Below are 20,187 nucleotides of genomic sequence, written 5' to 3' on the forward strand. Positions count from 1 at the left end.
CCTAACCACGAAGCGTGGCAGCATGCCAGTCCGAGCGGCCGAAGCGTTTCGGGCCACGAAACCCACGGCGGTCGCTACGCTAGCTTGCCGGAGGGACTTTGTTTATGGTTGCGAGCTTTGGTATCCCGCCCGAGGGTGAAAAGATCAGGGCGCTCGTCCAGGAGCGGCTGAAGCAGGCGATAGCTGAGGACGGCGCCAAGGTAACCGTCGACTGGCGGGATGCCGAGCAGCGGCACCTCTATGTGATCTCCATGCCGGTCAGCATGCTGTACTTCAACCCGGACACTCACCGTGTCCGGGCCCAGCGCACCCTTGACCCTGAGCGCAACCGGGTCCTCAACGAGCAGCCCTGGAGCGAGGAAAGCCAGGAGTACCTCCGCTACCTGCTGACCCGGGACCCCAAGGATCTCAGCAAGACGGATCCTGACTACGCAGCACTCCTCGACGAGTTGGAAGAGTTCGGCCAGCGGGACCCGGGGATCATCAGCCCGTCCGGCATCCTCGTCGATGGCAACACCCGGTGCGCAGCACTGCGAGAGCTGGGGAAAGAGTACATCCGCGTCGGCGTCTTGCCTGAGGACACCAGTCGGCAGGACATCAACAGGGTCGAGCTGTCCCTGCAGCTGCGCCGCGACAAGCGCCGTGACTACTCCTACCTCAACCGGCTCATAGCTGTGGAGGAGGAGCTTGCGGCAGGGCGAAAGCAGGAGGACGTCGCCAGAGAATTCAACATCAAGCTGCCGACCCTCAAGCGGGACCGCTGGGTCTACGAGCTGATTAACGACGCCATCGACCGCAGCAAGGCCGAAGGCGGGGTGACTCTCCGCCTGGTGGACTTCGAAGACCACCAGGAGAAGCTGCGGGAGCTGGCGCGCGACTACGCCAGTTTGGCTGCAGCAGACCCCGACGCGGCTGAACGGCTGAAGGAAGCACGTCTCGCCATGGTGGTCCTGGGTCTCCCCAAGACGACGCTCCGCCTCGCCGAAGCCGACTTCTACACCCGCTATCTCGAGAAGCGGCTCCCCGACTCTCTTCGCCCGGATACGGAGGAGAACACGGCATCGCAGGGCATACCCGGGCTCGACGACGTCGTCCTCCCCGATGACGCGCCCGAAGTCAAAGCCGTCCGAGACCTCACAGACAAGCTGTTGAAGGCGGATGCGGCCAGGAGAGCCCCGGACAAGCTCTCTCCAGCCGAAGTCTCTAGCGCGAACGCGGTCCTCTCTGTCGCCGGGGAGGTGTTCGCTACAGCAACTGACCTCGCTGGAAAAGACGTTCAGCTGCGGAAGCGGAAGACTGCTGTTCCGGCGCGGATAACAGACGCTGCGGAATACATCGACCAGTGCGCCGCTGAGTTCGCCGAAGCCAAGGCCAAGCGCGCTCTGGACGAAGACGCCTTCGATGATGCCCTGATCACTCTGCGTGACAGCTTGACTCGCCTAGCCAAGCAGGCCGGAAGGGCCTTTACCTCCCCTGGCGACGGCGTTGATTGGCTGCTCAACGCTACAAAGGACCGGTGACAGTGGGCGACGGCGCAGGACCGAGCCTCGAGATCGGTTTTGGGGACGATGCAGTCACTGCCCGACTGAATGTGCGTAAGGACCGCCAAGCTGACCTGCGACGGCTCGCCTTGCGGTTCCAGAGCGGCATCCAGCGCACCCCGAGCATCCTCGATGTCGAGATCGACGACCTGCTCAGCAACCTCCGCGCCCTTAGAACGTGGCCAGAGCCCGGCAGCGTGCGCTGGGACCCGCAACTAGCCAACCTGGCCAAAGACTCCGCCATCGGCGCACAGACTGTTGCCCAGCGGCTCGGCTCGGCAGCACCGATCGAAGCCGAGCTAGCTCCAGAGAACATCGAAGAACTCCTCGGACCCCTCTGGAGAGGCAACCTCACCTCCTTCCAGCGCCGCGACCTTGCCAAGCTGCTGTCGCTGCGCCATGGCGCGAACTTCTCTGTACCGGGGGCCGGCAAGACCCGTGTCGGCCTGGCTGTGTTCCAGGCGCTCCGCCAGCGCGGGGAGGCCGAGCGGCTGCTTGTTGTCGGCCCAAAGTCTTCCTACGAGTCCTGGCTATACGAGAACAAAGTGTGCTTCAGTCTGCCTCTGCGGATGTCCGTGTACGGCAAGGGCTCCGACCCGTCAGCTGACGTGCTGCTCATCAACTACGAGCGGCTGGACGGCGCCACCGACGATCTCGCCACCTGGCTCTCGGCGCGGCCCTCGCTGCTCCTGCTGGACGAAGCTCACCGAATGAAGGCCGGCTCCCGAGGCGTCTACGGATCAGCGTGCCTAGCTCTCGGGCCGCGGGCCCGGCGCCGACTCATCCTGACCGGGACGCCGGCGCCTAACGGAGCCAAAGACCTGGAGAATTTGTTCGGGTTCGTCTGGCCGGGCTACGGCCGGCAGCAAGTGATCCAAGCTGTCGGCGACGGCGACCTTGCTAAGGCGAGCCTGGTCCTCCGCCCCCTGTTCGTCCGCACAACGAAACGGGAGTTGGGCCTTCCCCCGGTCAGGACGACAATCAGGCCGCTCGAGTTGCCGCCCCTGCACAACGAGATCTACGAGGCGCTTCTCGGTAGATTCTCCGCCCGCGCCACCGGATCAGAGGCCGATTTCCTGGCATGGGGCAAGATCACGGTCTACCTGCTGATGGCCGCGACCAGCCCCGCGCTCCTCCATGCAGGGAGCACCCGCTACGAACCGCTGGAGTACCAGGTCCCGCCTCTGCAGGTGCCGCGGGGAACGCAGCTATATGACCTGCTGCGCGAACTGCCGAGCTACGAGTTGTCGCCCAAGTACCGCGAAGCGCTAGCTATCGTGGATGCCAACGCTGCCCAAGGCCGGAAGACCCTGGTGTGGTCTACCTTCATCCGCAGCCTCAACACCCTCGAGCGCATTCTCAAGAAATTCCAGCCAGCGGTAGTCCACGGCGGTACAGACGACCGCGAAGCAGAGATCTCCCGATTTCGCAACGACCCCGACTGCATGGTACTGCTGTCGAACCCGGCAACCCTCGGAGAGGGCATCAGCCTCCATCACGACTGCCACGACGCGGTCTATATCGACCGCGACTTCGCGGCCGGTCGCTTCTTGCAGAGCCTGGACCGGATCCACCGGCTCGGCTTGGACCCCGAGACCGAGACTCGTGTCACCGTCCTGGCTTCAGAGAAGACCATCGACGAGGTTGTGAAGCTGAGGCTTGATCAAAAGCTCGAGTTCATGGGAACCGTGCTGGACGACCCGGGTGTGAGGCAGCTCTCCGATCTTGATGAGGAGCCTGCCGTCGGCGGCGGCCTCGACGAGGAAGACCTCCAAGCGCTGATGGGCCACTTCCGTGCCCGTGCTTCCTGATCCCGTTCTCCGAGCTGCTGTGCGCTGGATGGAGAAGCTGCCCGCCGTCGGCAGGGCGAGGTGCCGGTCGCTGTTTACAAACCACGCCGAATACAGTGACATCAGCCCTACGCAATACGACGCCGCGTATAGATGGCTTGACGAGTGCGGGCTCCTCCACGGCTCAGACAGCGCACTACCAGTCAGCCAGCGTGTGTTCCGGGCAGCTATCCTAACCGGCGACGCTCCATGGTTCCCGGACGCCGACCTCCATGTACGGGAGCCGACCGAACTGCCGATCGACGCGGCCCGGGCCGCCGAAACGCTCGGGCTCAGCGAACTCCAGGCGTACCAGGAGATCCACGCTGTCCAGGGCAAGGTCGATGCTGCAGAACGCTCGCGGATCGGCGCTGCCGGCGAGGCCGCCCTCGTTGAGCTACTCACATCCTCGACAACCGCGAGAATCGAGCATGTCGCTTCACATTCCGACGGGTACGGCTATGACATCGCTGTCCTTGCCGACCGGTGCCGCCTGCACGTAGAAGTCAAAGCCACCACGCGGCGCAACCGCATGACCTTCTTCCTGTCACGCCGCGAATACGACGTGATGCAGCGCGACCACTTCTGGCAGCTCGTCGTCCTCAAGCTCACGGATCAGCTCGAGATTAACGCTGTCGGCTGTGTCCCTAGCAACTGGATCGAAGACCAGGCCCCGAGCGACCAGGGGCTGCACGGACGATGGGAATCGTGTCGGATCGACGTCCCGCCCGAGCAAGTGGTAGAAGGCATCCCGCGTCTCGCCCCTATCCTGGCTCCAACAGCCTCGCCGCTGCTGCGCGGATGAACTGCGGAATACGCCTAGCTGGAGCGACGGCGCGACCTGACTGTCTCGCAGACGACGCGGGCGCAGTGGTCGGCTGACTCGTGCTCCCAGAACCGCAGCACGACCCATCCGGCTTCTGCGAGACGTGCGTCCGTGTCGCGATCACGCTCCATGTTGCGACCGATCTTCCCGCGCCAGTACTCCGGGTTGGTCTTGGGCGGTACAAAGTGCTCAGGACAGCCGTGCCAGAAGCAGCCGTCGATGAAGACGGCGACCCGAGTCGGCCGGAAAACCATGTCAGCAGTACGTCGCATCCCTGGTAGCGGCTTAGCAGCCACCCGGTAGCGCAATCCGGCGGCGTGGACGAGCGACCGGAGGGCGAGCTCTGGCGATGTGTCGCGGTTTCGGTTGCCCAGCATGCTGCGGCGGTTTGCGGCCGACGATGCCCACGAGCCTTCCGGAGGCGTCCAAGCCACGTCGCCTACCGCACTGCCGTCAGCTGCGGGACCCACTCGTCCCGCGCCGCGATGGCCCGACCCCACGTCTCTTCAAGCTCCCGTTCACCGATTCGCTTGGGGCCAGAACTCGCCCGGGGCAGCGCTGGCTGCCCCGCCCCGACGGGCACCTCCGAAAGGCCGGTCGCCCTTGGCCCCATGCTGCCCGTCAGCGTACTCCAAGCGTCCATCACGTAACACCTAGACCTTGCGGAACTCGCAACCATCGTCGCCGACCTCGCTGCAGCTCGACCAACTCATCGCCGCAACCACTCGTCGTTCGAGTACCAGACCACTTGCTTGACCCCTGGCAAAAAGTCCACCCTCGGCCGCCAGCGGCCCCCGCCTGTGATCAGAATGACGCTGCTCCTAGGGTGCGAGGCATTAGAGGCGACGTCCACTTCAATGCAGTGCGTGCAGCGCTGCGGCTGGCAGGGGCCCGCGAGCACCGCCAGCGCAACTGAGTGGGATCAACGAGCCGGGAGTGGTTGTCGCTGTACCGTCCGGACCTTGGGCTCGTGTTCCGCAGCGCAGGGAGGCTGCCGACCACCGCCGCGGTGCAGCGCGATCGCGTTCAGAGCCTCCGGGCCCACACATACCGCCCTCTGAAATATTGCAACGGATTGGACTGCCGGTCTCATCGCCTGCGCCCTCCGTGACAGCAGCGAGACACCGCGGTCTATGGTCGGCGGAGCGCTGTGAAGGTGAGGTGAACGTTGTGTGCCGGTCCTTCCGAGCGTGAAAAAAAATGGAATCTGGACGGGGAGGCATAAAGTACACCGAGCGCCTGGACGGATACGGCATACCGGTCTACTCTCCTGTGATCACGAGCTTCTCGGCGGCCAGGACAGGAAGGCGCTCGCGGCAGTGGAAGAGAAAACACTCCCTACGCAGATACCTCTTGAGCAGATTCGCATGGTGAAAGCGCTGATCAAAGGGTCTGGGGTCACCCTGGGCGCCATCTCAGAAGACAGCGAACGCGCGGCAAAAGCCTACAAGCCGCTCTGCCCCGATCTGCCAGCGCGCCTGAGTACGGCGACTATCAGCCGCATGGCGACGGGGAGTGCTCTGAAGGCCCTGAAGAAAGGCAACCTTCGGCTGCTTCATCTAACGGTCCATTATTTGCAGTGTGGAAAGCGGGAGGCGGCCGCAGTGTCGCCCAAGGCCGCAGAAGCCGCGACTTCATTCGCAAAAACTGTACTGGCTGCCGGTACCGCGCCCAGGGGGGCGGTTACCAGCTTCTACAACCCGAACGACCCGCGCCATGACCGCACCGCCGACCTCTTCGGCGAATATGGAATCGGCTTGATCGAGTGCGCGATCGCACAAGAAGATGGGCCCACCTTTCGAAAGCTCGCCATACTCCAGTGGCTCTCAGGCAACACTGACGACGCACGATACTGGAACCAGCGCGCACACGAGGCGGGGCAGGGCAGCCCGGAAGACCTGGATGCTGGGATCGCGGCGCAGGAAGCGTTCGCGGCCGGGCGCTGGTATCTCTACAGTGAGCGTCGGGCAGTCGCCGAGATCTATTTCACCCTCGCTGCCGACGCGGGCCATGCAGATGCCGCTTTCCTGTTGGGCGACATGCTGGAAATGACGCAGCAGAATGCAGATGCTCTGCGCTGGTTTTACGTCGCGAAGAGCAACGGGCACAGCGAGGCCGGCAAGCGGCTGTCTGCCCTGAAATCTCAGGGCAACGAGAGGGCCGTATGGCGCTGATCGCAAGTCGAGGGCCGCAGAAGGAATGCACGCTCACCGCCGACCTGCTGCACGGTGCGGATCAGAGCAGAAGGCGCCTACCTGGGGGCCGACGGACTTGACTGCAGGGAGGTACTGACCACCCGAAGCCGACGAGGAAGCCATGCCGCAGCAGGATCCGGCGCGACCAGTCGAGAGGGCCTGCGCTCGGGCTTCGCCACTACCTGCACGAACGCAAGAAGCTGTCCAGACACACGAGCGGCCCCGGCGGGCGACGGGGACGCCTCAGGTCCACGCAGAAAGAGTAAACTCAGTGAGCAACTCGAATAATAACAGCGACGACGCTTGCTTCCGCAAGAAGATCCTGCTCCTGCGCTGCATCGACCTCGTCGTCGGCGTCGTGATCCGAATCGTGGGCGAGGTCGTGCGCACTTTCGTGCGCTGAAGTGGCTGTCCGCAGAATACATTCGACGCAGACCAACCGGTGGGCGTCCGGGTGCCCGGACGCCCGCTCTGCAACCTAGTGCAGCTATAGAAACTGTCCAAAAGTTCCAGGCAGTTCCTTGTGAACGTCGCGTGGGACGTTGGCGCCCGCGCATTCATTCTGGACACCATGGTCGATCCAGTGCTTCGCCGCTCTGGGGCCGACGCCGGACTCGCCGCTGCAACCGTCGAAGACGCCCGGTGGCGCAGTGCGAATGGTTGCCCGTTGGCTTGGAGCCAACTCGTTCCACTTCACACTCGCGGCGGACTGCAGGAACAGGGGTGAAGGGCGGGTTGGTAGGTGAGTTCTTGGATGTGAGCGTCCATGGTGTGGGTTTCGATCAATTACAGATCGAAGTCGGCGGCGCCGTCGAAGACCGGGTCCAGGCCGGTCTGGCCGATGATCAGTGGGAACACTGTTCCCTGGACGCGGTCGACCATGCCGGCTGCCATCAAGGCGCGGTTCATCGCCAAGCTGCCGTGGGAGCGCAGCGGTACGTCGGATCCCTGCTTGAGACGGGCGGCGACCTCGACAGCATCGCCGTTCGCGACGGTTGCGTTCGGCCAGTCGAGGGGTTCTTTCAGCATGGTCGACACCACTGTTGCCGGAGTTCGTCATGCGTGTGTCCCCGGGGTCACGCACGTCGGAATCCTCGGTGCTCGAGGCCAGGATCGTGCGAATTCGCGATAGGTGTTGGCGCCGAAGACCATTCGCTGGTCCTCGTCGTACAGGGCAAGGCGGTGGTCGAGGAGTTCGGAGCCTTGCTTGCCCCGGTAGCCGGTCCAGGCACCATCGGCGGCGCCGAAGCCATAGAGGCCGGAGAAGACGTCGAACGTGTAGGTAGCGGTCATGCTGCCCTCCTCGGGTGCGGCTGCTCATGTGTCGGGCATCTCATATACAGACCGGTCGCCACGGCGTGCTCGCCCCTCCGGGCTGTGCCGTGGCCTTCCGGTTCGCGGCGGCCCTCTTGGTCGAGTGCGTTGTGTCGGAATTGGGGGTTTGGGGGGCAGGTGGCGCGGTGGCGGATCACCATGTGAGGCGTCGTCGGTTCGCGTCTGGAACGGGATGGTGATGGGTGTGAGTGAGGTCGAGGTGCCGGTGCAGGGGGCGGAGGAGCCGGTTTCGGAGGGGTCCTGGTTGGGGCGGGGGGTCGCGTTGTTCACGCCGGTGTTCGCGGTCGCGGCCGGGTGGCTGGCGGGGGTCGTCGCGCAGTGGGTGCCGGGGGCGCACCTGGACGAGACGCAGGTGACCTCGTTCATGGTGGCGGCGACCACGGCGGCGCTCGGGGCCGGGTGGAAGTGGTTGCAGGGGTGGCAGCAGCATGAGCGGCTCGTCGCCGAGGGGAAGGCCGCGCCGGTGAAGACGCGGACGAAGGCGGCCAAGTAGGGCGCTCGGGCACCGCGGGGCCGGCTTCCTATGCTGGGGGCGGGACGTCGGCCGGAAGGCGGTGGTCGCGGTGGTGTCCGTCGAGGAGTTGCGGGAGTTGCCGGCCGAGGAGCGGGCCGAGCTGCTGCGGGCGCTGATCGCGCTCGGGGACGAGGACCCGCTCGAACTGCCGCGGTACCGGCGGCGGCGGGGGCTCGTGCTGGTCTTCCTGGTGGCCTGCTGTGCATGGCTCATCCCGTGGACGGTCGTGCTCGGCCTCACGCTGCCGCAGCACTACACGTCCGGGCAGTGGAGCGCGGCGTGGATCGGGTTCGATGCCGCGTTGACGGCGGCGTTCGCGTTCACGGCCTTCGCGGTGTGGCGGCGGCTGCAGATGGCGATCCTGGGGCAGCTCGTCACGGGGACGCTGCTGGTGTGCGACGCGTGGTTCGACGTGATGCTGTCGTGGGGGTCGGGGGAGTTCGCGGTCAGCGTGGCGACGGCGCTGCTGGGCGAGCTGCCGTTGGCGGTGCTGTTCTTCATGGGGGCGCGGACGCTGGTCCTGACGACCGTCCGGGCGCTGTGGGTGCGGGAGGGCAGGACGGGGCCGGTGCCGCGGTTGCGGGAGGTCCGGTTGTTCGCCGTCGAGGAGCGGCCCGGTTCTGTCGGTGGCGGCGGTTAGGGTCCGGGGTGTGAGCGAGGAGACGGTTGTCTGGGGGGAGCTGCGGGCGGGCGGGTTCCTGCACGGGGTGCGGGAGGCGCACCGCGAGGCGACGCTGGCCGTGTTCGGCGGGTTGAGCCGGGCGGCGGGGTTCACGGAGCGGTCGTACGGGGTGACCGCGTTCGACGTGCTGACGTCCTGGATCGACCGGGTCTTCGAGGGCGACCACCGGGTGGTGCGGGACGACCTGAACGGGTCGCCCGGGTGGCGGTACGGGAAGTACCGGGTGCTGTTGAAGCGGCACGAGTTCGGGGCGGTGCGGAAGATCAGGTGGGACCGGGACAGTCCCACCAAGCAGGCGGTGGCGCGGCAGGAGTACGCGGACGACCGGCAGCTCGCGCTGGACGTCGGGGTCGGGGGCGACACGCCCGAGGTCGTGACGCTGGTCCTCGCGCACAGCGCGAGCGACGAGCCGCTGGAGATGGAGCTCTTCCTGGGACGTCCCCGGTGGAACGCCGACGGCGGGACGGCGTGGCACTGGGTCCGGGAGCTGGACGACGCGCTTGGGGGTGATCCACGCCGTAAGCTCGTCGAACGGACGATGCCGCTCTGGGACGACGAGGCCGACGTGCCCGTGCGGCTGCGCGAAGAGACGAGCACTGAAACGGCATAGTGAACGATGAGCGAACGGCTCGGCGGGTCGCCGAGGCGCGGCTGCTGTTCGACTGCGAGCGGCTGACGCTGGCCCGGCGGCTCAGGGGGCTGCGCAAGAACCAGCTCGCGCAGGCCGTGGGGAGCACGCCGCGGGCGATCGGGCAGTACGAGGCCGGGGTGCAGCGCCCCGAGGACGCGGTGGTGTCGCGGCTGGCGTTCGCGCTGGGGGTGCCGGTCGAGTTCTTCCGGGGCGGGCGCGGGGGCGTGTCGCTGGACGGCGCGCACTTCCGGTCGCTGAGGTCGACCAGCCAGATCGAGCGGGACCAGGCCCTCGCGTACGGGCGGATCGCGGCGGACGTGGTGGCGGCGCTGGAGGAGCTCGTCGATCTGCCGGTCGTGGACGTCCCGGAGTACATGGTGCCGCCGGACGAGATCGCGGGCGGCGGGCCGGTGGAGGCGGCGCGGGTCGCGCGGAAGGCGCTGGTCGGGGAGCCGGGTCCGGTGCCGCATGTGGTGCGGACGCTGGAGGCGCGGGGCGTGGTGGTGCTCGTCCTGCCGGACGCGGCGGAGCGGGTGGACGCGTTCAGCGTCGGGCTGCACCCGCGTCCGATGGTGTTCTTCAATCCGGTGAAGGCCGACTACTGGCGGAACCGGTTCGACGGCGCCCATGAGCTGGGGCATCTGGTGATGCACGCCGACGCGGAGCCGGGCGGGAAGATCGTCGAGGACCAGGCGCACCGGTTCGCGGCGGAGTTCCTGATGCCGGCCGAGGACATCGCGGGCGAACTCCCCCGGTCCGCCGACTGGGACCGGCTCGGCGCGCTGAAGGCGGAGTGGGGCGTCAGCATCGCGGCGCTGCTGTACCGGGCCCGCACGCTGCGCGTCATGGAAGATGGTGTGTACCGGAACGCGATGGGCGCGTTGAGCTCGCGCGGATGGCGGCGGCAGGAGCCGGGCCCTGCGCGCGCGCTGGAGCAGCCGACGATGCTCACGCGCGCGCTGGAACTCGTCGCGGCGGCGGGCACGGACCGCGACGCGCTGGCCGAACGCGCCCGGGTCACCCGCGCCGACCTGGACCTTCTCGTCCCGCACCGCTGACCCCGGCCGCCGCGCCCGGCCCGTCGCTCCGCGAGGGTGCGGCGGGGCTTTCGGGACGGGGGCGGTCGTGCGGCGTACAGTGGGGTGCGAGCGAGGGGTTTTCGATGCGGGCGGCCAAGTCCGCGTCCCCCTGCTTTCCCGATACTCGGTCTCCGAGGAGGCCAGACAGGTCCGGCGCACGTGACGCCGCAACACCGTCGCCTTCCGCCCGCGGACGGGCGCCTCCCGCGCGGCGGCGCGCACGCCACCGCCGCCGCGAACCGCCGAGCCGGCGCCACGAGCGCCGCAGGCGCGACGGGCGCCGCAGGCGCGACGCGCGCGAGGCGCACAACGCGCACCAGGCGCACGACGGAGCGCGCCTTTGGCCGCGCTATCGCCGGGGACCGGTATCCGCATACTTGGGATCGGAGATCCACATGCCCACCCGCACCGCCTCGACCGAGGTCGGGCTGAGCCGCGAGCAGCGCGCGGACCACACCGTCATCGCCCTCGACGGCGAACTCGACATCGCCTCCACGCCGTCCCTGCGGGAGCGGCTGCACTCCGAGCTGGCGGACGTCGCGCTCGCGGACCCCGGTCCGCGCGTGGTGCTCGACCTGTCCGGCGTGACGTTCTGCGACGCGTCCGGGCTGGCGCTGCTCATCGACGCGCGCCGCCGGACCGGGCCGGGCGGCACCGTCGTCCTCGACGGCCCGCGCCCGCAACTGCTCAGGCTGCTGCGCGTCACCGGCCTCGACCGGGTGTTCACCGTCCGTTCGCTGGGCGGCGCCGCGGAGTCGCGGCGCGCCCGTTCGGTCGCCGCGTGACCGCGGAGGCGGACCTCCACGGGGAGAGCGGGACGGGCGACGATCCGCTCCCGAGCGCGTGGGGCGCTTCGCGGGTCTCCCGGGACATGGCGGACGACCAGCGGTCGGCGGCGTCGTTCGAGCTGATGGCGGCGGTGCTGGACGGCACCGACCTGCCCGAGCTGCTGAAGCTCGTGGCGACGCAGGCGAGGGGGCTGGCGCATGTCCCGCTGGCGTTCATCGCCTTGCCGGTCGAGGACGGCCACCTGCTGCGGATCGACGTCGCGGTCGGAGCGGACGCCGAGCGGGTCCGAGGGCTGGCGGTGCGGCGCGGCAAGTCGATGCTCGGCCGGGCGTTCGCGTCGCGCCGGGCGCTGTCGGCGCGGATCGTCGACGACCAGACGCTGACCCGGCTTCCGGCGGGCCCGATCCTGATCCTGCCGCTGGAGACGGGCGAGACGACGCGAGGGGTGCTCGCCGTCCTCGGACGCCCCGGCGCGCAGCCGTTCGGGCCGGGCACCGCCCGCCAGCTGCTGCTGTACGCGGACATGGCGGCCCGGCTGGTCGAGCTCGCCGAGGACCGCCGCGCCCTCCGGGCAGGGTCCGCCGGCGACGGGCACGGGCCAGGGCACGGCGAGCCTCGCCCGCCGTGGGGCACGGGAATGTGAACGGCCCGCGGCGCGGGGGCGGCCGCGAGCCGCAGGCCGTGGGATATTTCCGCCGCGCGGCGGCGGTGCCGCCGATTTCGTGATTTCGGCGGCGGGAGACGACGGGGTTTCGTGCGGTGTTCCAGGATGGCGCGGAGGCCGGTCTCAGAGCTTGAAAAGCTTGGCGAACGGGGCGAGAATCCTCACCTTGCGGGTTCCGAAGTCGACCAGGACGGCGCGTCCGGGCTCGACCTCCAGGACGCGTCCGAGACCGTACTTGTCGTGGGTGACCTGGTCGTCCGGATCGAACTCCTTGGCGGGCGGTGCCGCGGGCGGAGGCGCGAAGGGACTGGTGGGCAGGTGTCGCCGCTTGGCGGGCCGGAAGGGTTTCATTCCTGCCAGTATGCGCCTGGCCGGGCGTTCGCGGGGAGTCCCCCCGGCGGTTGCGGGCAAAATTCGAAGACCCGGTTCCGTCCGCCCTACCATGTGGTAGCGTAGGAAAAGTTGCGGTTCCCATAGACATGTATGTGCGCCTGACGGTTCATCCTCGGGCGCATTTTTTGTTGTTCTGGATCTTCCGGATGGGCCATCGCGGCGCCGTCCCGCGCACGGTGTGCGGGACGGGACCGACCCAGAAGGAGACGATATGGCCACCGGTACCGTCAAGTGGTTCAACGCGGAAAAGGGCTTCGGCTTCATCGAGCAGGACGGCGGCGGCGCCGACGTCTTCGCCCACTACTCCAACATCGCCGCCCAGGGGTTCCGTGAGCTCCAGGAGGGCCAGAAGGTGTCGTTCGACGTCACGCAGGGCCAGAAGGGCCTGCAGGCGGAGAACATCGTCCCCGCCTGACCGGGGACCGGCGGGGGGGGGGGGGCCCCCCCGCCCCCCCCCGGGCCCCCCCCCCCGCCGCACGACGCTCCCAGGGGGCGACCCCCCTTTTCACACGCGCGCGGCGCGACCGCGCGCACCGGTTCGTTCTTGTAGCTCTTCGCCGCGCACGGCCGCGCATGCGGAGCACTCCCTCGGGACGCAACCGCTTCCGAGGAAGGCTTCACCATGACCATGCCCCATAACGGCCGCCCGACGGCCCGAGGCGGCTCGCCCCGGTCGCGTTCCGGCGGCCGCCGCCGTCCGGCGCAGGCCCCGCAGGGCGCGAAGGCGCAGCGGCCGGACACCGAGTTCGCTCTGCCGGAGACCCGCACCCCGCCGCTGCCGCCGGTCGAGTCGTTCGACCGGCTGGCGCTGCCGCCGCGGATGCTGGCCGCGCTGGCCGCGCAGGGCGTCACGGACCCGTTCCCCATCCAGGCCGCGACGCTGCCGAACGCCCTCGCGGGGCGGGACGTCCTCGGACGCGGCCGCACCGGCTCCGGCAAGACCCTCGCGTTCGGGCTGGCGCTGCTCGCCCGCACGGCGGGCCACCGCGCCGAGCCGCACGCGCCCCTCGCCCTGGTCCTGGTCCCGACGCGGGAGCTCGCCCAGCAGGTCACCGACGCGCTCGCCCCGTACGCGGACGCCGTCGGCCTGCGGGCCGCCACGGTGGTCGGCGGCATGTCGATCACCCGCCAGGCGAACGCGCTCCGGCGCGGCGTCGACGTGCTGATCGCCACCCCGGGACGGCTCGCCGACCTCGTCGAGCGCGGCGACTGCCGGCTCGGCGACGTGCGGATCACCGTGCTGGACGAGGCCGACCAGATGACCGACATGGGCTTCCTGCCGCAGGTCACCCGGCTCCTGGAGCGGACCCCGGCCGGCGGTCAGCGGATGCTGTTCTCCGCGACGCTGGACCGCAACGTCGACCGGCTCGTCCGCGGGTTCCTCGACGACCCGGTCACCCATTCGGTCGACCCGGCGGCCGGTGCGGTCACCGCCATGGAGCACCACCTGCTGCACGTCTCCGACACCGACAAGCAGGACGCCACCGCCGAGATCGCCGCGCGCGAGGGCCGGGTGATCATGTTCGTCGGCAAGAAGCACGGTGCCGACCGGCTCGTCCGCAAGCTGGCCGCGCGGGGGATCCGCGCCGCCGCGCTGCACGGCGGCAAGTCCCAGTCGCAGCGCAACCGCGCGCTGGAGGGCTTCCGCACCGAGGACATCACCGTGCTGGTCGCCACGAACGTCGCCGCCCGCGGCATCCACATCGACGACCTCGACCTCGTCGTCAACGTCGACCCGCCCGCCGACCACAAGGACTACCTGCACCGCGGCGGCCGGACGGCCCGCGCGGGGCGTGCGGGGACCGTGGTCACGCTCGTCCTGCCCGACCAGCGCCGCGAGGTCGCCGACCTGATGGCCCAGGCGGGCATCAGCCCGCGCGTCACCGAGGTGCGTCCCGGCGACGGCGAGCTGGCCCGCATCACCGGCGCCCGCACCCCTCCGGCCCGTCCCGCCGTGCAGAACCCCGCCCCGTCGCGCGGCGCCGAGCAGGCCAAGGACACGCCCGGCCGGAGGTCCCGCCGCGGCGGCGGCTCCGCGGCCGGCGGCGCGCAGCGGAAGAACACGCAGGACACTCCCGCGGCCCGCACGTCCTCGGCGGACGCGGCCCCCGGGCGGAGGTCGCGCCGGGGCGGCGGCACCGCCGCCGGCAACGCGCAGCGCGACACCGCCCAGGACACCCGCTCGTCCTCGGCGGGGACCGCGGCCGGACGCCGATCGCGGCGCGGCGGCACGCACACGGACGCGCAGGGCGGCACGTCGCAGGGCAAGCCGCGCCGCCGGGTCTCGTCCCTGAACAGCTGACGTCCCGGAGCGGACGGCCTCAGGACGGGTCGGCGACCGTCACGGACGCCAGTCGTTCATCCCGCGTGGACACGACCGGGCCGCCGTCATCGCCGCCGGCCTTCCGGCCGGGCGTCCCGCGCAGGATCGGCGGGACGAGGAGGAACGCGGCGGCCGCGACCGGCATCGCGCCGCCCGCCAGGGCCGCAAGGCCCGGGACGGCCGGTTGCGCGACGCCCCAGGACGAGCCGAAGAACGCGAACCAGCGCGGCCGCTCGGGCTCCGGCGCGATCGAGGCGATCAACGCCTGCCACCGCCCCTGGAGGACGCTGTCGGCGACCGCCCAGGCGAGGTACGCGGCGACGGTGACCGGGACGGCCCGTCCGACGGCCAGGACCAGGGCGGCGGCGGCCAGGAGCCCGGTGCCGAGCGCGAGGACGCGTTCGTGGGGCAGCCGGTCCAGGGCGCGGCGGCCGAGGCGGCCGGTCAGCGGGGCGAGGACGGCGGCACCGGTCAGCGCGAGGCCCGGCAGCCAGGCGGGCGCACCGCGCTGGAGCAGCACCAGAGGCATGTACATGAGGACGGCGAGGTAGCCGACGGCGAAGGCGGTCCCCGCGACGGTCAGGCGGACGAGCCGCGCGGACGGCCGCCACGCCGCGTCCCGCACGGGCGGCCGGACGGGTTCGCGCGGCAGGAACGCCAGCGCGACGGCGGCCGCCGCGAGGGCCCGGACGCCCCGCTGCTCCCAGTCCGGCCCGTAGGCGGCGACCGCCGCCGACTCGAGCTCGCCGACGAACGCGGCGGCGCCGGGCGGGCGGTCCCCGGCCTGAGTCGCCACCCCCATAAGGAACAGCCGGCGCTTCGCCACGGGGACGTGCGCCAAGTGCGCCCCCGCGGGAAGGTTCTGGTTAAACAGCGCGCCGCGCTCGCCGGCCGCGAACGGCCGCCGCCCGGTCACGCACTCGACGAACACGCAGGTCGCGGCGTACACGTCGGTCGCGGGGGTGGCGGCCTCGCCGCGCCACTGCTCGGGCGCCATGTAGGCGGGCGTCCCGGCGGCGGAGCCCTGCCCGGCCAGCACGGCGACGCCGAAGTCGACGAGCTTGCTCAGCCCGTCCGGCCGGACGACCACGTTCGCGGGCTTGTAGTCGCGGTGGACGACGCCGACGGCGTGCGCGGCGGCGAGCCCGAGCAGCGAGCCCTTCAGCACGGTCAGCGCCGCCTCCGGCGCGAGCCGGCCGTGTTCGGCCAGCACCGCCTTCAGCGACGCGCCGTTCACCGCCTCCATCACGATCGCGGCGCCCTCGCCGCTCTCCACGAAGCGGAAGAGCCGCGCCACGTACGGGCTGGTCAGCCGGCCGAGCATCTGCGCCTCGGCGCGCAGCCCCGCGACGGCCGCCGGGTCTCCGCCGGTCAGGTACTTGATCGCGACGGGCGCGCCGGTCTCGGCGTGCCGGGCCAGTACGACGCGGCCCTGCGCGCCGCGGCCGAGCTCGCGATCCTCGACGAAGCCCGTCAGCCGCCAGTCCGCCATGCGCCCTCCTGGGGAAAGTAGTGGACCAGTGTCCCAACCGTCGATGACGCCGTCACCCGGGCGAAGGTTCGCGCCGACCGCGATCCGGAGGTGATATGGGACACACCGGACAGTGTGCCGGCGCGGGCAGTGGACCGTTCGAAGACACAGGTCACCGACCGGGCTTATCGAATTCTGACAAAGCCGCCGGCAAAACACGGCCATGAATGTGCACGGGGAATGTGCTAAAACCCGGATGGGGTTCGCCACGCGGAAGGATCTTGATGGGCGCAGTGGAGGCTCGGGCCGCCGGCCGGGCGGCAGGAACGGAACTGGTCGACACCGATCTCTATCCGCTGGACGAACCGGAGGGCGCGGGCTGGACCGCCGTCGTTTCCCGGGTCCGGGAGGAGCTGGCGAATTCCGGGTGCTGCGTGCTTCCGGACTTCATTCGCGGCGCATTGCAGGAGCGGCTGCGCACCGAATGCGCCGCCATCGCGCCGGACGCTCATTACGACGTCGAAACGGTGAACGCCTACAACATCGACATCGGCACGCCGCTGCCCGACGACCACCCCGGCCGTATCACCGTCGAGCGCGGGAACGCGTTCGTGGCCCGCGACCTCATCCCGCGCGACCTGATCGTCCACCGGCTCTATTCCGACCCGCTTTTCCAGCGGTTCGTGGCCGCCTGCTTCGGGCTGCCGCGCGTCCACGAACTGGGCGACCCGCTGTCCGGGCTCTGCCTGAACGTGGTGAATCCCGGCATGGAGCACCCGTGGCATTTCGACACCAACGAGTTCACGGTGAGCCTGCTGACGCAGCTTCCGGAGGACGGCGGCGTCTTCGAGTACTGCCCGAACATCCGGTCCGCGGCGGACGAGAACTTCGCCGACGTCCGCGCCGTCCTCGCCGGCGAGGGCGGGCGGCTGGTGCGGCGGCTGGTACTGCGCCCCGGTGACCTGCAGCTCTTCAAGGGGCGCTACTCCCTGCACCGGGTCAGCGAGGTGCGCGGGGACGTCGCGCGGCACACCGCGATCCTCGCCTACAGCGAGCGGCCCGGCGTGGTCGGCAGCGTCGCGCGCACCCGGCAGCTGTTCGGCCGGGTGCTGCCGGAGCACCTGGCGGCGGAGGGACGCGCCGTCCGGGTGGACGCGCTGCTCGACTGAAGCGAGAACCGCCCGGCCCATCCGCCTTCTCCAGGAAGGACCGCGACGTGCGCGTCGACACGACCGGAAAGATCTCGCTGGACCACATCTACACCGAGCCCGACCCGCGCGCCTACTTCGGCACCCTGCGGGGCCTCGACTACAACATCCCCGAACTGGCGAAGCCGCACTTCTCCGGGCTCATCGCCGAATACCGGGAGGCCCGCGGCGTGCCGGTCCCGACGGTCGTGGACATCGGCTGCTCGTACGGCATCAACGCGGCGCTGCTGAAATACGGCGCCACCATGGCGGAGCTGTACGATCGCTACGCCGGCCGCGACGCCGAACGGCTCACCCGCGGCGCCCTCCTGTCCCGCGACCGTGAGCTGGTCCGTTCCCGTGAAGCTGCGAATCGCGTCCGCTTCGTCGGTCTCGACGCGTCCGAGAACGCGCTCTCCTATGCGCTCGACGCCGGTTTCCTGGACGGCGCCGTGCACGCCGATCTCGAGGACCGCGATCCGACGGACGAGCAGGCCGCGCTTCTGGCCGGCGCCGATCTCGTCATTTCCACCGGCTGCCTCGGTTACGTCACCGAGCGGACGATCGCGCGCGTCGTCGAGGCGGCGGGCGGGCGCCGGCCGTGGATGGCGCATTTCATCCTGCGCATGTTCCCGTTCGACCCGGTCGCCGACACGCTGGCGGCGGCGGGGTACGAGACCGTCCGCCGCGACGGCCTGTTCCGGCAGCGGCGGTTCGCGACGGAGGAGGAGCAGGCGCTCGTGCTGGACACGCTGGCGGACGCCGGCGTCGACCCGTCCGGGCTGGAGGACGGCGGCTGGCTCTACGCGGGCCTGTACGTGTCGCGCCCGCGCGGGGAATGACCACCATCGGCCCCGGGCGTGCGGAACGCCCGGGCATGGAGAACGAGGGACGAAGTGAACCCCACCCCTGAACCGTCGGCCCGCACCTTCGGCAACGAGGACGCGCTGCCCCGGGTGCCGCTCCCCGCGCTCGACGAGACCTGCGAGCGGTTCCTGGAGTGGTGCGCGCCGCTGCTGACCGAGGCGGAGCTGGCGGAGACGCGCGCGGCGGTGGAGGCGTTCGCCCGGCCGGACGGCCCGGGCCGCGCCCTCCACGCCGCCCTGGAGCGCTACGACGCCGAGCCCGGCGTGCGCAGCTGGCTGGACACGTTCTGGCCGTACCGCTACCTCGGGCGGCGTGACCGGATCGCGTTGAACGCGAACTTCTTCTTCCTGTTCCAGGACACCGGGGAGCGGCAGCTGGAGCGCGCGGCCGGGCTGATCGCCGGCGCGCTGGACTACAAGCTGCTGCTGGACGCCGAGCGGGTCCCGCCGGTCCTGCAGCGCGGCGCGCCGCTGTCGATGGAGCAGAACAAGTTCCTGTTCTCCACCACGCGCATCCCGGGCGCCGAGCAGGACACCGTCCGCGCCCCCTACAGCGCCGAGTGGCCGGGGCCGTCGCAGGCCAGGCACATCGTCGTGTTCTACCGGGGCAACATCGTCCGGATGGACGTGATCGGCCCGGACGGCGTCCCGCACACGCTGGACGAGCTGGTCGCGGGCCTCGGCACGATCATGAAGGCGGAGCCCGCGCCGGAGCCGTCCGCCGGGCACCTCACCACCAAGGCGCGCGCCGAGTGGGCGGCGAGCCGGGAGGCGCTGCTCGCCGCCGACCCCGCCAACGCGCGGGCGCTGGACGACATCGAGACCGCGCTGTTCTGCGTCTGTCTGGAGGACGTCGCGCCGAGGAACGACCTGGAGGCGTGCGACAACCTGCTGCACGGCGACAGCGGCAACCGCTGGTTCGACAAGGCCGTCTCCCTGGTCGTCTTCGCCGACGGCACCGCCGGCATCAACGTGGAGCACTGCGGGCTGGACGGCACCACGATCCTCAGCTTCGTGGACGCGCTGCTCGGCGCGTCCGCGGAGGCGCACGCGCAGCGGTCCGGCGCCCGCTCGCAGGGCCTGCCGGCGATCGAGGCGATCGAGTTCGCGCTGGACGACGCGCTGCGCGCCGACATCCGGGACGCGGCCGCCGCGTTCGCCGCCTACGGCGCCGCGACCGCCACGACCTGCGTGTCGTTCGACGACTTCGGCTCCGAGCGCGCCAAGGCGCTGAAGACCTCCCCCGACGCGTTCGTCCAGATGGCGTACCAGCTCGCGCACAAGCGGGCGAAGGGCCTCACCGGCGCCACCTACGAGTCGATCGCCACCCGCCAGTACCGCAACGGGCGCACCGAGGCGATGCGGGTCGTCACCCCGGAGGTGCTGCGGTTCGTCGCGGCGATGGACGACCCGGGCGCGGGCGCCGACGCCCGCCGCGCCGCGTTCCGCGCCGCCGCCGAGGCGCACGTCCGGCGCGCCAAGGACTGCCAGGCGGGCCGCGCGCCCGAGCAGCACCTGTGGGAGCTGCAGCTGATCCAGAAGCGGCGCGGCGCGGAGCTCGGCGTCACCGAGCACCTCGCGCTGTTCGACTCGCCCGGCTGGGTGACGATGCGCGACGACTACCTGAGCACCAGCTCCGCGCCGTCGGTGAACATCCGGTACTTCGGGTTCGGGTCGACGAGCGAGCAGTGCATCGGTGTCGCCTACGTGCTGCTGCCCGACCGGTTCAACCTGTACCTGAGCACGCCGGAGCCGGTCGCGGGCGCCATGTACGACTTCGCCGACCGGCTCCGCGAGGCCGTCCGCGAGCTGCAGGACCTGCTCGCCGGGTAGCGCGCCCCGCCCGGGGGCGCGGTCGCCCG

Annotated in this window: 21 protein-coding genes; 16 read left to right on the top strand and 5 right to left on the bottom strand. The window is 70.2% G+C overall.

Annotation, left to right across the window (positions count from 1 at the left end):
• The first annotated feature begins 104 nt into the window (after nucleotides 1-104).
• From ABZ914_RS04950 to ABZ914_RS04960, 3 genes are read left to right on the top strand one after another with little or no spacing between them, the layout of a single operon-like run.
• The gene (locus ABZ914_RS04950) at nucleotides 105-1,520 is read left to right on the top strand and encodes a hypothetical protein (protein WP_500191715.1); all 1,416 of its coding nucleotides are present in this window, start codon (nucleotides 105-107) and stop codon (nucleotides 1,518-1,520) included.
• Nucleotides 1,517-3,352 (top strand): DEAD/DEAH box helicase, encoded by a 1,836-nt coding sequence (locus ABZ914_RS04955; RefSeq protein ID WP_500191716.1) that lies wholly within the window; start codon nucleotides 1,517-1,519, stop codon nucleotides 3,350-3,352. Before ABZ914_RS04950 ends, ABZ914_RS04955 begins: the two co-directional genes overlap by 4 nt.
• 28 nt (nucleotides 3,353-3,380) lie before the next feature.
• Nucleotides 3,381-4,175, top strand: a complete 795-nt coding sequence (locus tag ABZ914_RS04960; protein ID WP_500191718.1) for a protein NO VEIN domain-containing protein — start codon at nucleotides 3,381-3,383, stop codon at nucleotides 4,173-4,175.
• A gap of 14 nt (nucleotides 4,176-4,189) precedes the next feature.
• On the opposite strand, the gene ABZ914_RS04965 is transcribed toward ABZ914_RS04960, so the two are convergent.
• Nucleotides 4,190-4,696, bottom strand: a complete 507-nt coding sequence (locus tag ABZ914_RS04965) for a very short patch repair endonuclease (RefSeq protein WP_500191720.1) — start codon at nucleotides 4,694-4,696, stop codon at nucleotides 4,190-4,192.
• 867 nt (nucleotides 4,697-5,563) lie between these two features.
• On the opposite strand from ABZ914_RS04965, the gene ABZ914_RS04970 reads away from it, so the two are divergent.
• Nucleotides 5,564-6,370 (top strand): hypothetical protein, encoded by an 807-nt coding sequence (locus ABZ914_RS04970; RefSeq protein ID WP_500191721.1) that lies wholly within the window; start codon nucleotides 5,564-5,566, stop codon nucleotides 6,368-6,370.
• Nucleotides 6,371-6,662: 292 nt separating this feature from the next.
• Nucleotides 6,663-6,794, top strand: a complete 132-nt coding sequence (locus ABZ914_RS04975) for a hypothetical protein (RefSeq protein ID WP_500191723.1) — start codon at nucleotides 6,663-6,665, stop codon at nucleotides 6,792-6,794.
• Nucleotides 6,795-7,177: 383 nt separating this feature from the next.
• On the opposite strand, the gene ABZ914_RS04980 is transcribed toward ABZ914_RS04975, so the two are convergent.
• The gene (locus ABZ914_RS04980; protein ID WP_500191725.1) at nucleotides 7,178-7,420 is read right to left on the bottom strand and encodes a dihydrofolate reductase family protein; all 243 of its coding nucleotides are present in this window, start codon (nucleotides 7,418-7,420) and stop codon (nucleotides 7,178-7,180) included.
• Nucleotides 7,421-7,447: 27 nt separating this feature from the next.
• On the bottom strand, nucleotides 7,448-7,684 hold the full coding sequence (locus ABZ914_RS04985; RefSeq protein ID WP_500191727.1) for a hypothetical protein: 237 nt from the start codon (nucleotides 7,682-7,684) through the stop codon (nucleotides 7,448-7,450).
• Nucleotides 7,685-7,910: 226 nt separating this feature from the next.
• Here ABZ914_RS04985 and ABZ914_RS04990 point away from each other — a divergent pair, with 226 nt between their 5' ends.
• The 6 genes from ABZ914_RS04990 to ABZ914_RS05015 all read left to right on the top strand — a co-directional run bounded on the left by ABZ914_RS04990 (nucleotide 7,911) and on the right by ABZ914_RS05015 (nucleotide 12,064).
• A complete protein-coding gene (locus ABZ914_RS04990; RefSeq protein ID WP_190866052.1) occupies nucleotides 7,911-8,219 on the top strand; it encodes a hypothetical protein in 309 nt (102 codons plus the stop codon).
• A 70-nt stretch (nucleotides 8,220-8,289) separates the two neighbouring features.
• Nucleotides 8,290-8,880 carry a hypothetical protein gene (locus ABZ914_RS04995; RefSeq protein WP_500191728.1) on the top strand — a complete coding sequence of 197 codons (591 nt, stop codon included), beginning with the start codon at nucleotides 8,290-8,292 and terminating at the stop codon, nucleotides 8,878-8,880.
• A gap of 10 nt (nucleotides 8,881-8,890) precedes the next feature.
• A complete protein-coding gene (locus ABZ914_RS05000) occupies nucleotides 8,891-9,532 on the top strand; it encodes a hypothetical protein (protein WP_500191730.1) in 642 nt (213 codons plus the stop codon).
• Nucleotides 9,532-10,611 (top strand): XRE family transcriptional regulator, encoded by a 1,080-nt coding sequence (locus ABZ914_RS05005; protein WP_500191732.1) that lies wholly within the window; start codon nucleotides 9,532-9,534, stop codon nucleotides 10,609-10,611. The genes ABZ914_RS05000 and ABZ914_RS05005 overlap by 1 nt, the downstream gene beginning before the upstream one ends.
• A 416-nt stretch (nucleotides 10,612-11,027) precedes the next feature.
• Nucleotides 11,028-11,417, top strand: a complete 390-nt coding sequence (locus tag ABZ914_RS05010) for an STAS domain-containing protein (RefSeq protein WP_433143152.1) — start codon at nucleotides 11,028-11,030, stop codon at nucleotides 11,415-11,417.
• Entirely contained in the window at nucleotides 11,414-12,064 is a 651-nt protein-coding gene (locus tag ABZ914_RS05015) for a GAF domain-containing protein (RefSeq protein WP_500191733.1), read from the top strand. Before ABZ914_RS05010 ends, ABZ914_RS05015 begins: the two co-directional genes overlap by 4 nt.
• A gap of 144 nt (nucleotides 12,065-12,208) precedes the next feature.
• Here the strand turns inward: ABZ914_RS05015 and ABZ914_RS05020 are convergent, their stop codons facing one another.
• Complete coding sequence (locus ABZ914_RS05020; protein WP_500191735.1) at nucleotides 12,209-12,436, bottom strand: hypothetical protein; 228 nt, start codon at nucleotides 12,434-12,436, stop codon at nucleotides 12,209-12,211.
• 253 nt (nucleotides 12,437-12,689) lie between these two features.
• Between ABZ914_RS05020 and ABZ914_RS05025 the strand changes: the two genes are divergently transcribed.
• Nucleotides 12,690-12,893 carry a cold-shock protein gene (locus ABZ914_RS05025; RefSeq protein ID WP_067460243.1) on the top strand — a complete coding sequence of 68 codons (204 nt, stop codon included), beginning with the start codon at nucleotides 12,690-12,692 and terminating at the stop codon, nucleotides 12,891-12,893.
• A gap of 207 nt (nucleotides 12,894-13,100) precedes the next feature.
• Complete coding sequence (locus tag ABZ914_RS05030) at nucleotides 13,101-14,780, top strand: DEAD/DEAH box helicase (protein WP_500191737.1); 1,680 nt, start codon at nucleotides 13,101-13,103, stop codon at nucleotides 14,778-14,780.
• A gap of 19 nt (nucleotides 14,781-14,799) precedes the next feature.
• Here the strand turns inward: ABZ914_RS05030 and ABZ914_RS05035 are convergent, their stop codons facing one another.
• Nucleotides 14,800-16,293 carry a protein kinase domain-containing protein gene (locus tag ABZ914_RS05035; RefSeq protein ID WP_500191739.1) on the bottom strand — a complete coding sequence of 498 codons (1,494 nt, stop codon included), beginning with the start codon at nucleotides 16,291-16,293 and terminating at the stop codon, nucleotides 14,800-14,802.
• A 263-nt stretch (nucleotides 16,294-16,556) separates the two neighbouring features.
• Here ABZ914_RS05035 and ABZ914_RS05040 point away from each other — a divergent pair, with 263 nt between their 5' ends.
• From ABZ914_RS05040 to ABZ914_RS05050, 3 genes are read left to right on the top strand one after another with little or no spacing between them, the layout of a single operon-like run.
• Nucleotides 16,557-17,441, top strand: a complete 885-nt coding sequence (locus tag ABZ914_RS05040; protein ID WP_500191740.1) for a HalD/BesD family halogenase — start codon at nucleotides 16,557-16,559, stop codon at nucleotides 17,439-17,441.
• Nucleotides 17,442-17,488: 47 nt separating this feature from the next.
• Nucleotides 17,489-18,301 (top strand): class I SAM-dependent methyltransferase, encoded by an 813-nt coding sequence (locus ABZ914_RS05045; RefSeq protein ID WP_500191742.1) that lies wholly within the window; start codon nucleotides 17,489-17,491, stop codon nucleotides 18,299-18,301.
• 54 nt (nucleotides 18,302-18,355) lie between these two features.
• Nucleotides 18,356-20,158, top strand: a complete 1,803-nt coding sequence (locus ABZ914_RS05050) for a choline/carnitine O-acyltransferase (protein WP_500191744.1) — start codon at nucleotides 18,356-18,358, stop codon at nucleotides 20,156-20,158.
• The last annotated feature ends 29 nt before the right edge of the window (nucleotides 20,159-20,187 follow it).

Origin of the sequence: Spirillospora sp. NPDC046719, assembly GCF_040645715.1 — a bacterium.
Taxonomy (GTDB): Bacteria; Actinomycetota; Actinomycetes; order Streptosporangiales; family Streptosporangiaceae; genus Spirillospora.

Bases quoted from the DNA above. Each gene is read 5' to 3' on its own strand.
- ABZ914_RS04950 (WP_500191715.1), top strand. From the start codon at position 105: ATGGTTGCGAGCTTTGGTATCCCGCCCGAGGGTGAAAAGATCAGGGCG.
- ABZ914_RS04960 (WP_500191718.1), top strand. From the start codon at position 3,381: ATGGAGAAGCTGCCCGCCGTCGGCAGGGCGAGGTGCCGGTCGCTGTTT.
- ABZ914_RS04970 (WP_500191721.1), top strand. From the start codon at position 5,564: ATGGTGAAAGCGCTGATCAAAGGGTCTGGGGTCACCCTGGGCGCCATC.
- ABZ914_RS04980 (WP_500191725.1), bottom strand. From the start codon at position 7,420: ATGCTGAAAGAACCCCTCGACTGGCCGAACGCAACCGTCGCGAACGGC.
- ABZ914_RS04985 (WP_500191727.1), bottom strand. From the start codon at position 7,684: ATGACCGCTACCTACACGTTCGACGTCTTCTCCGGCCTCTATGGCTTC.
- ABZ914_RS05010 (WP_433143152.1), top strand. From the start codon at position 11,028: ATGCCCACCCGCACCGCCTCGACCGAGGTCGGGCTGAGCCGCGAGCAG.
- ABZ914_RS05020 (WP_500191735.1), bottom strand. From the start codon at position 12,436: ATGAAACCCTTCCGGCCCGCCAAGCGGCGACACCTGCCCACCAGTCCC.
- ABZ914_RS05025 (WP_067460243.1), top strand. From the start codon at position 12,690: ATGGCCACCGGTACCGTCAAGTGGTTCAACGCGGAAAAGGGCTTCGGC.
- ABZ914_RS05030 (WP_500191737.1), top strand. From the start codon at position 13,101: ATGACCATGCCCCATAACGGCCGCCCGACGGCCCGAGGCGGCTCGCCC.
- ABZ914_RS05035 (WP_500191739.1), bottom strand. From the start codon at position 16,293: ATGGCGGACTGGCGGCTGACGGGCTTCGTCGAGGATCGCGAGCTCGGC.
- ABZ914_RS05040 (WP_500191740.1), top strand. From the start codon at position 16,557: ATGGGCGCAGTGGAGGCTCGGGCCGCCGGCCGGGCGGCAGGAACGGAA.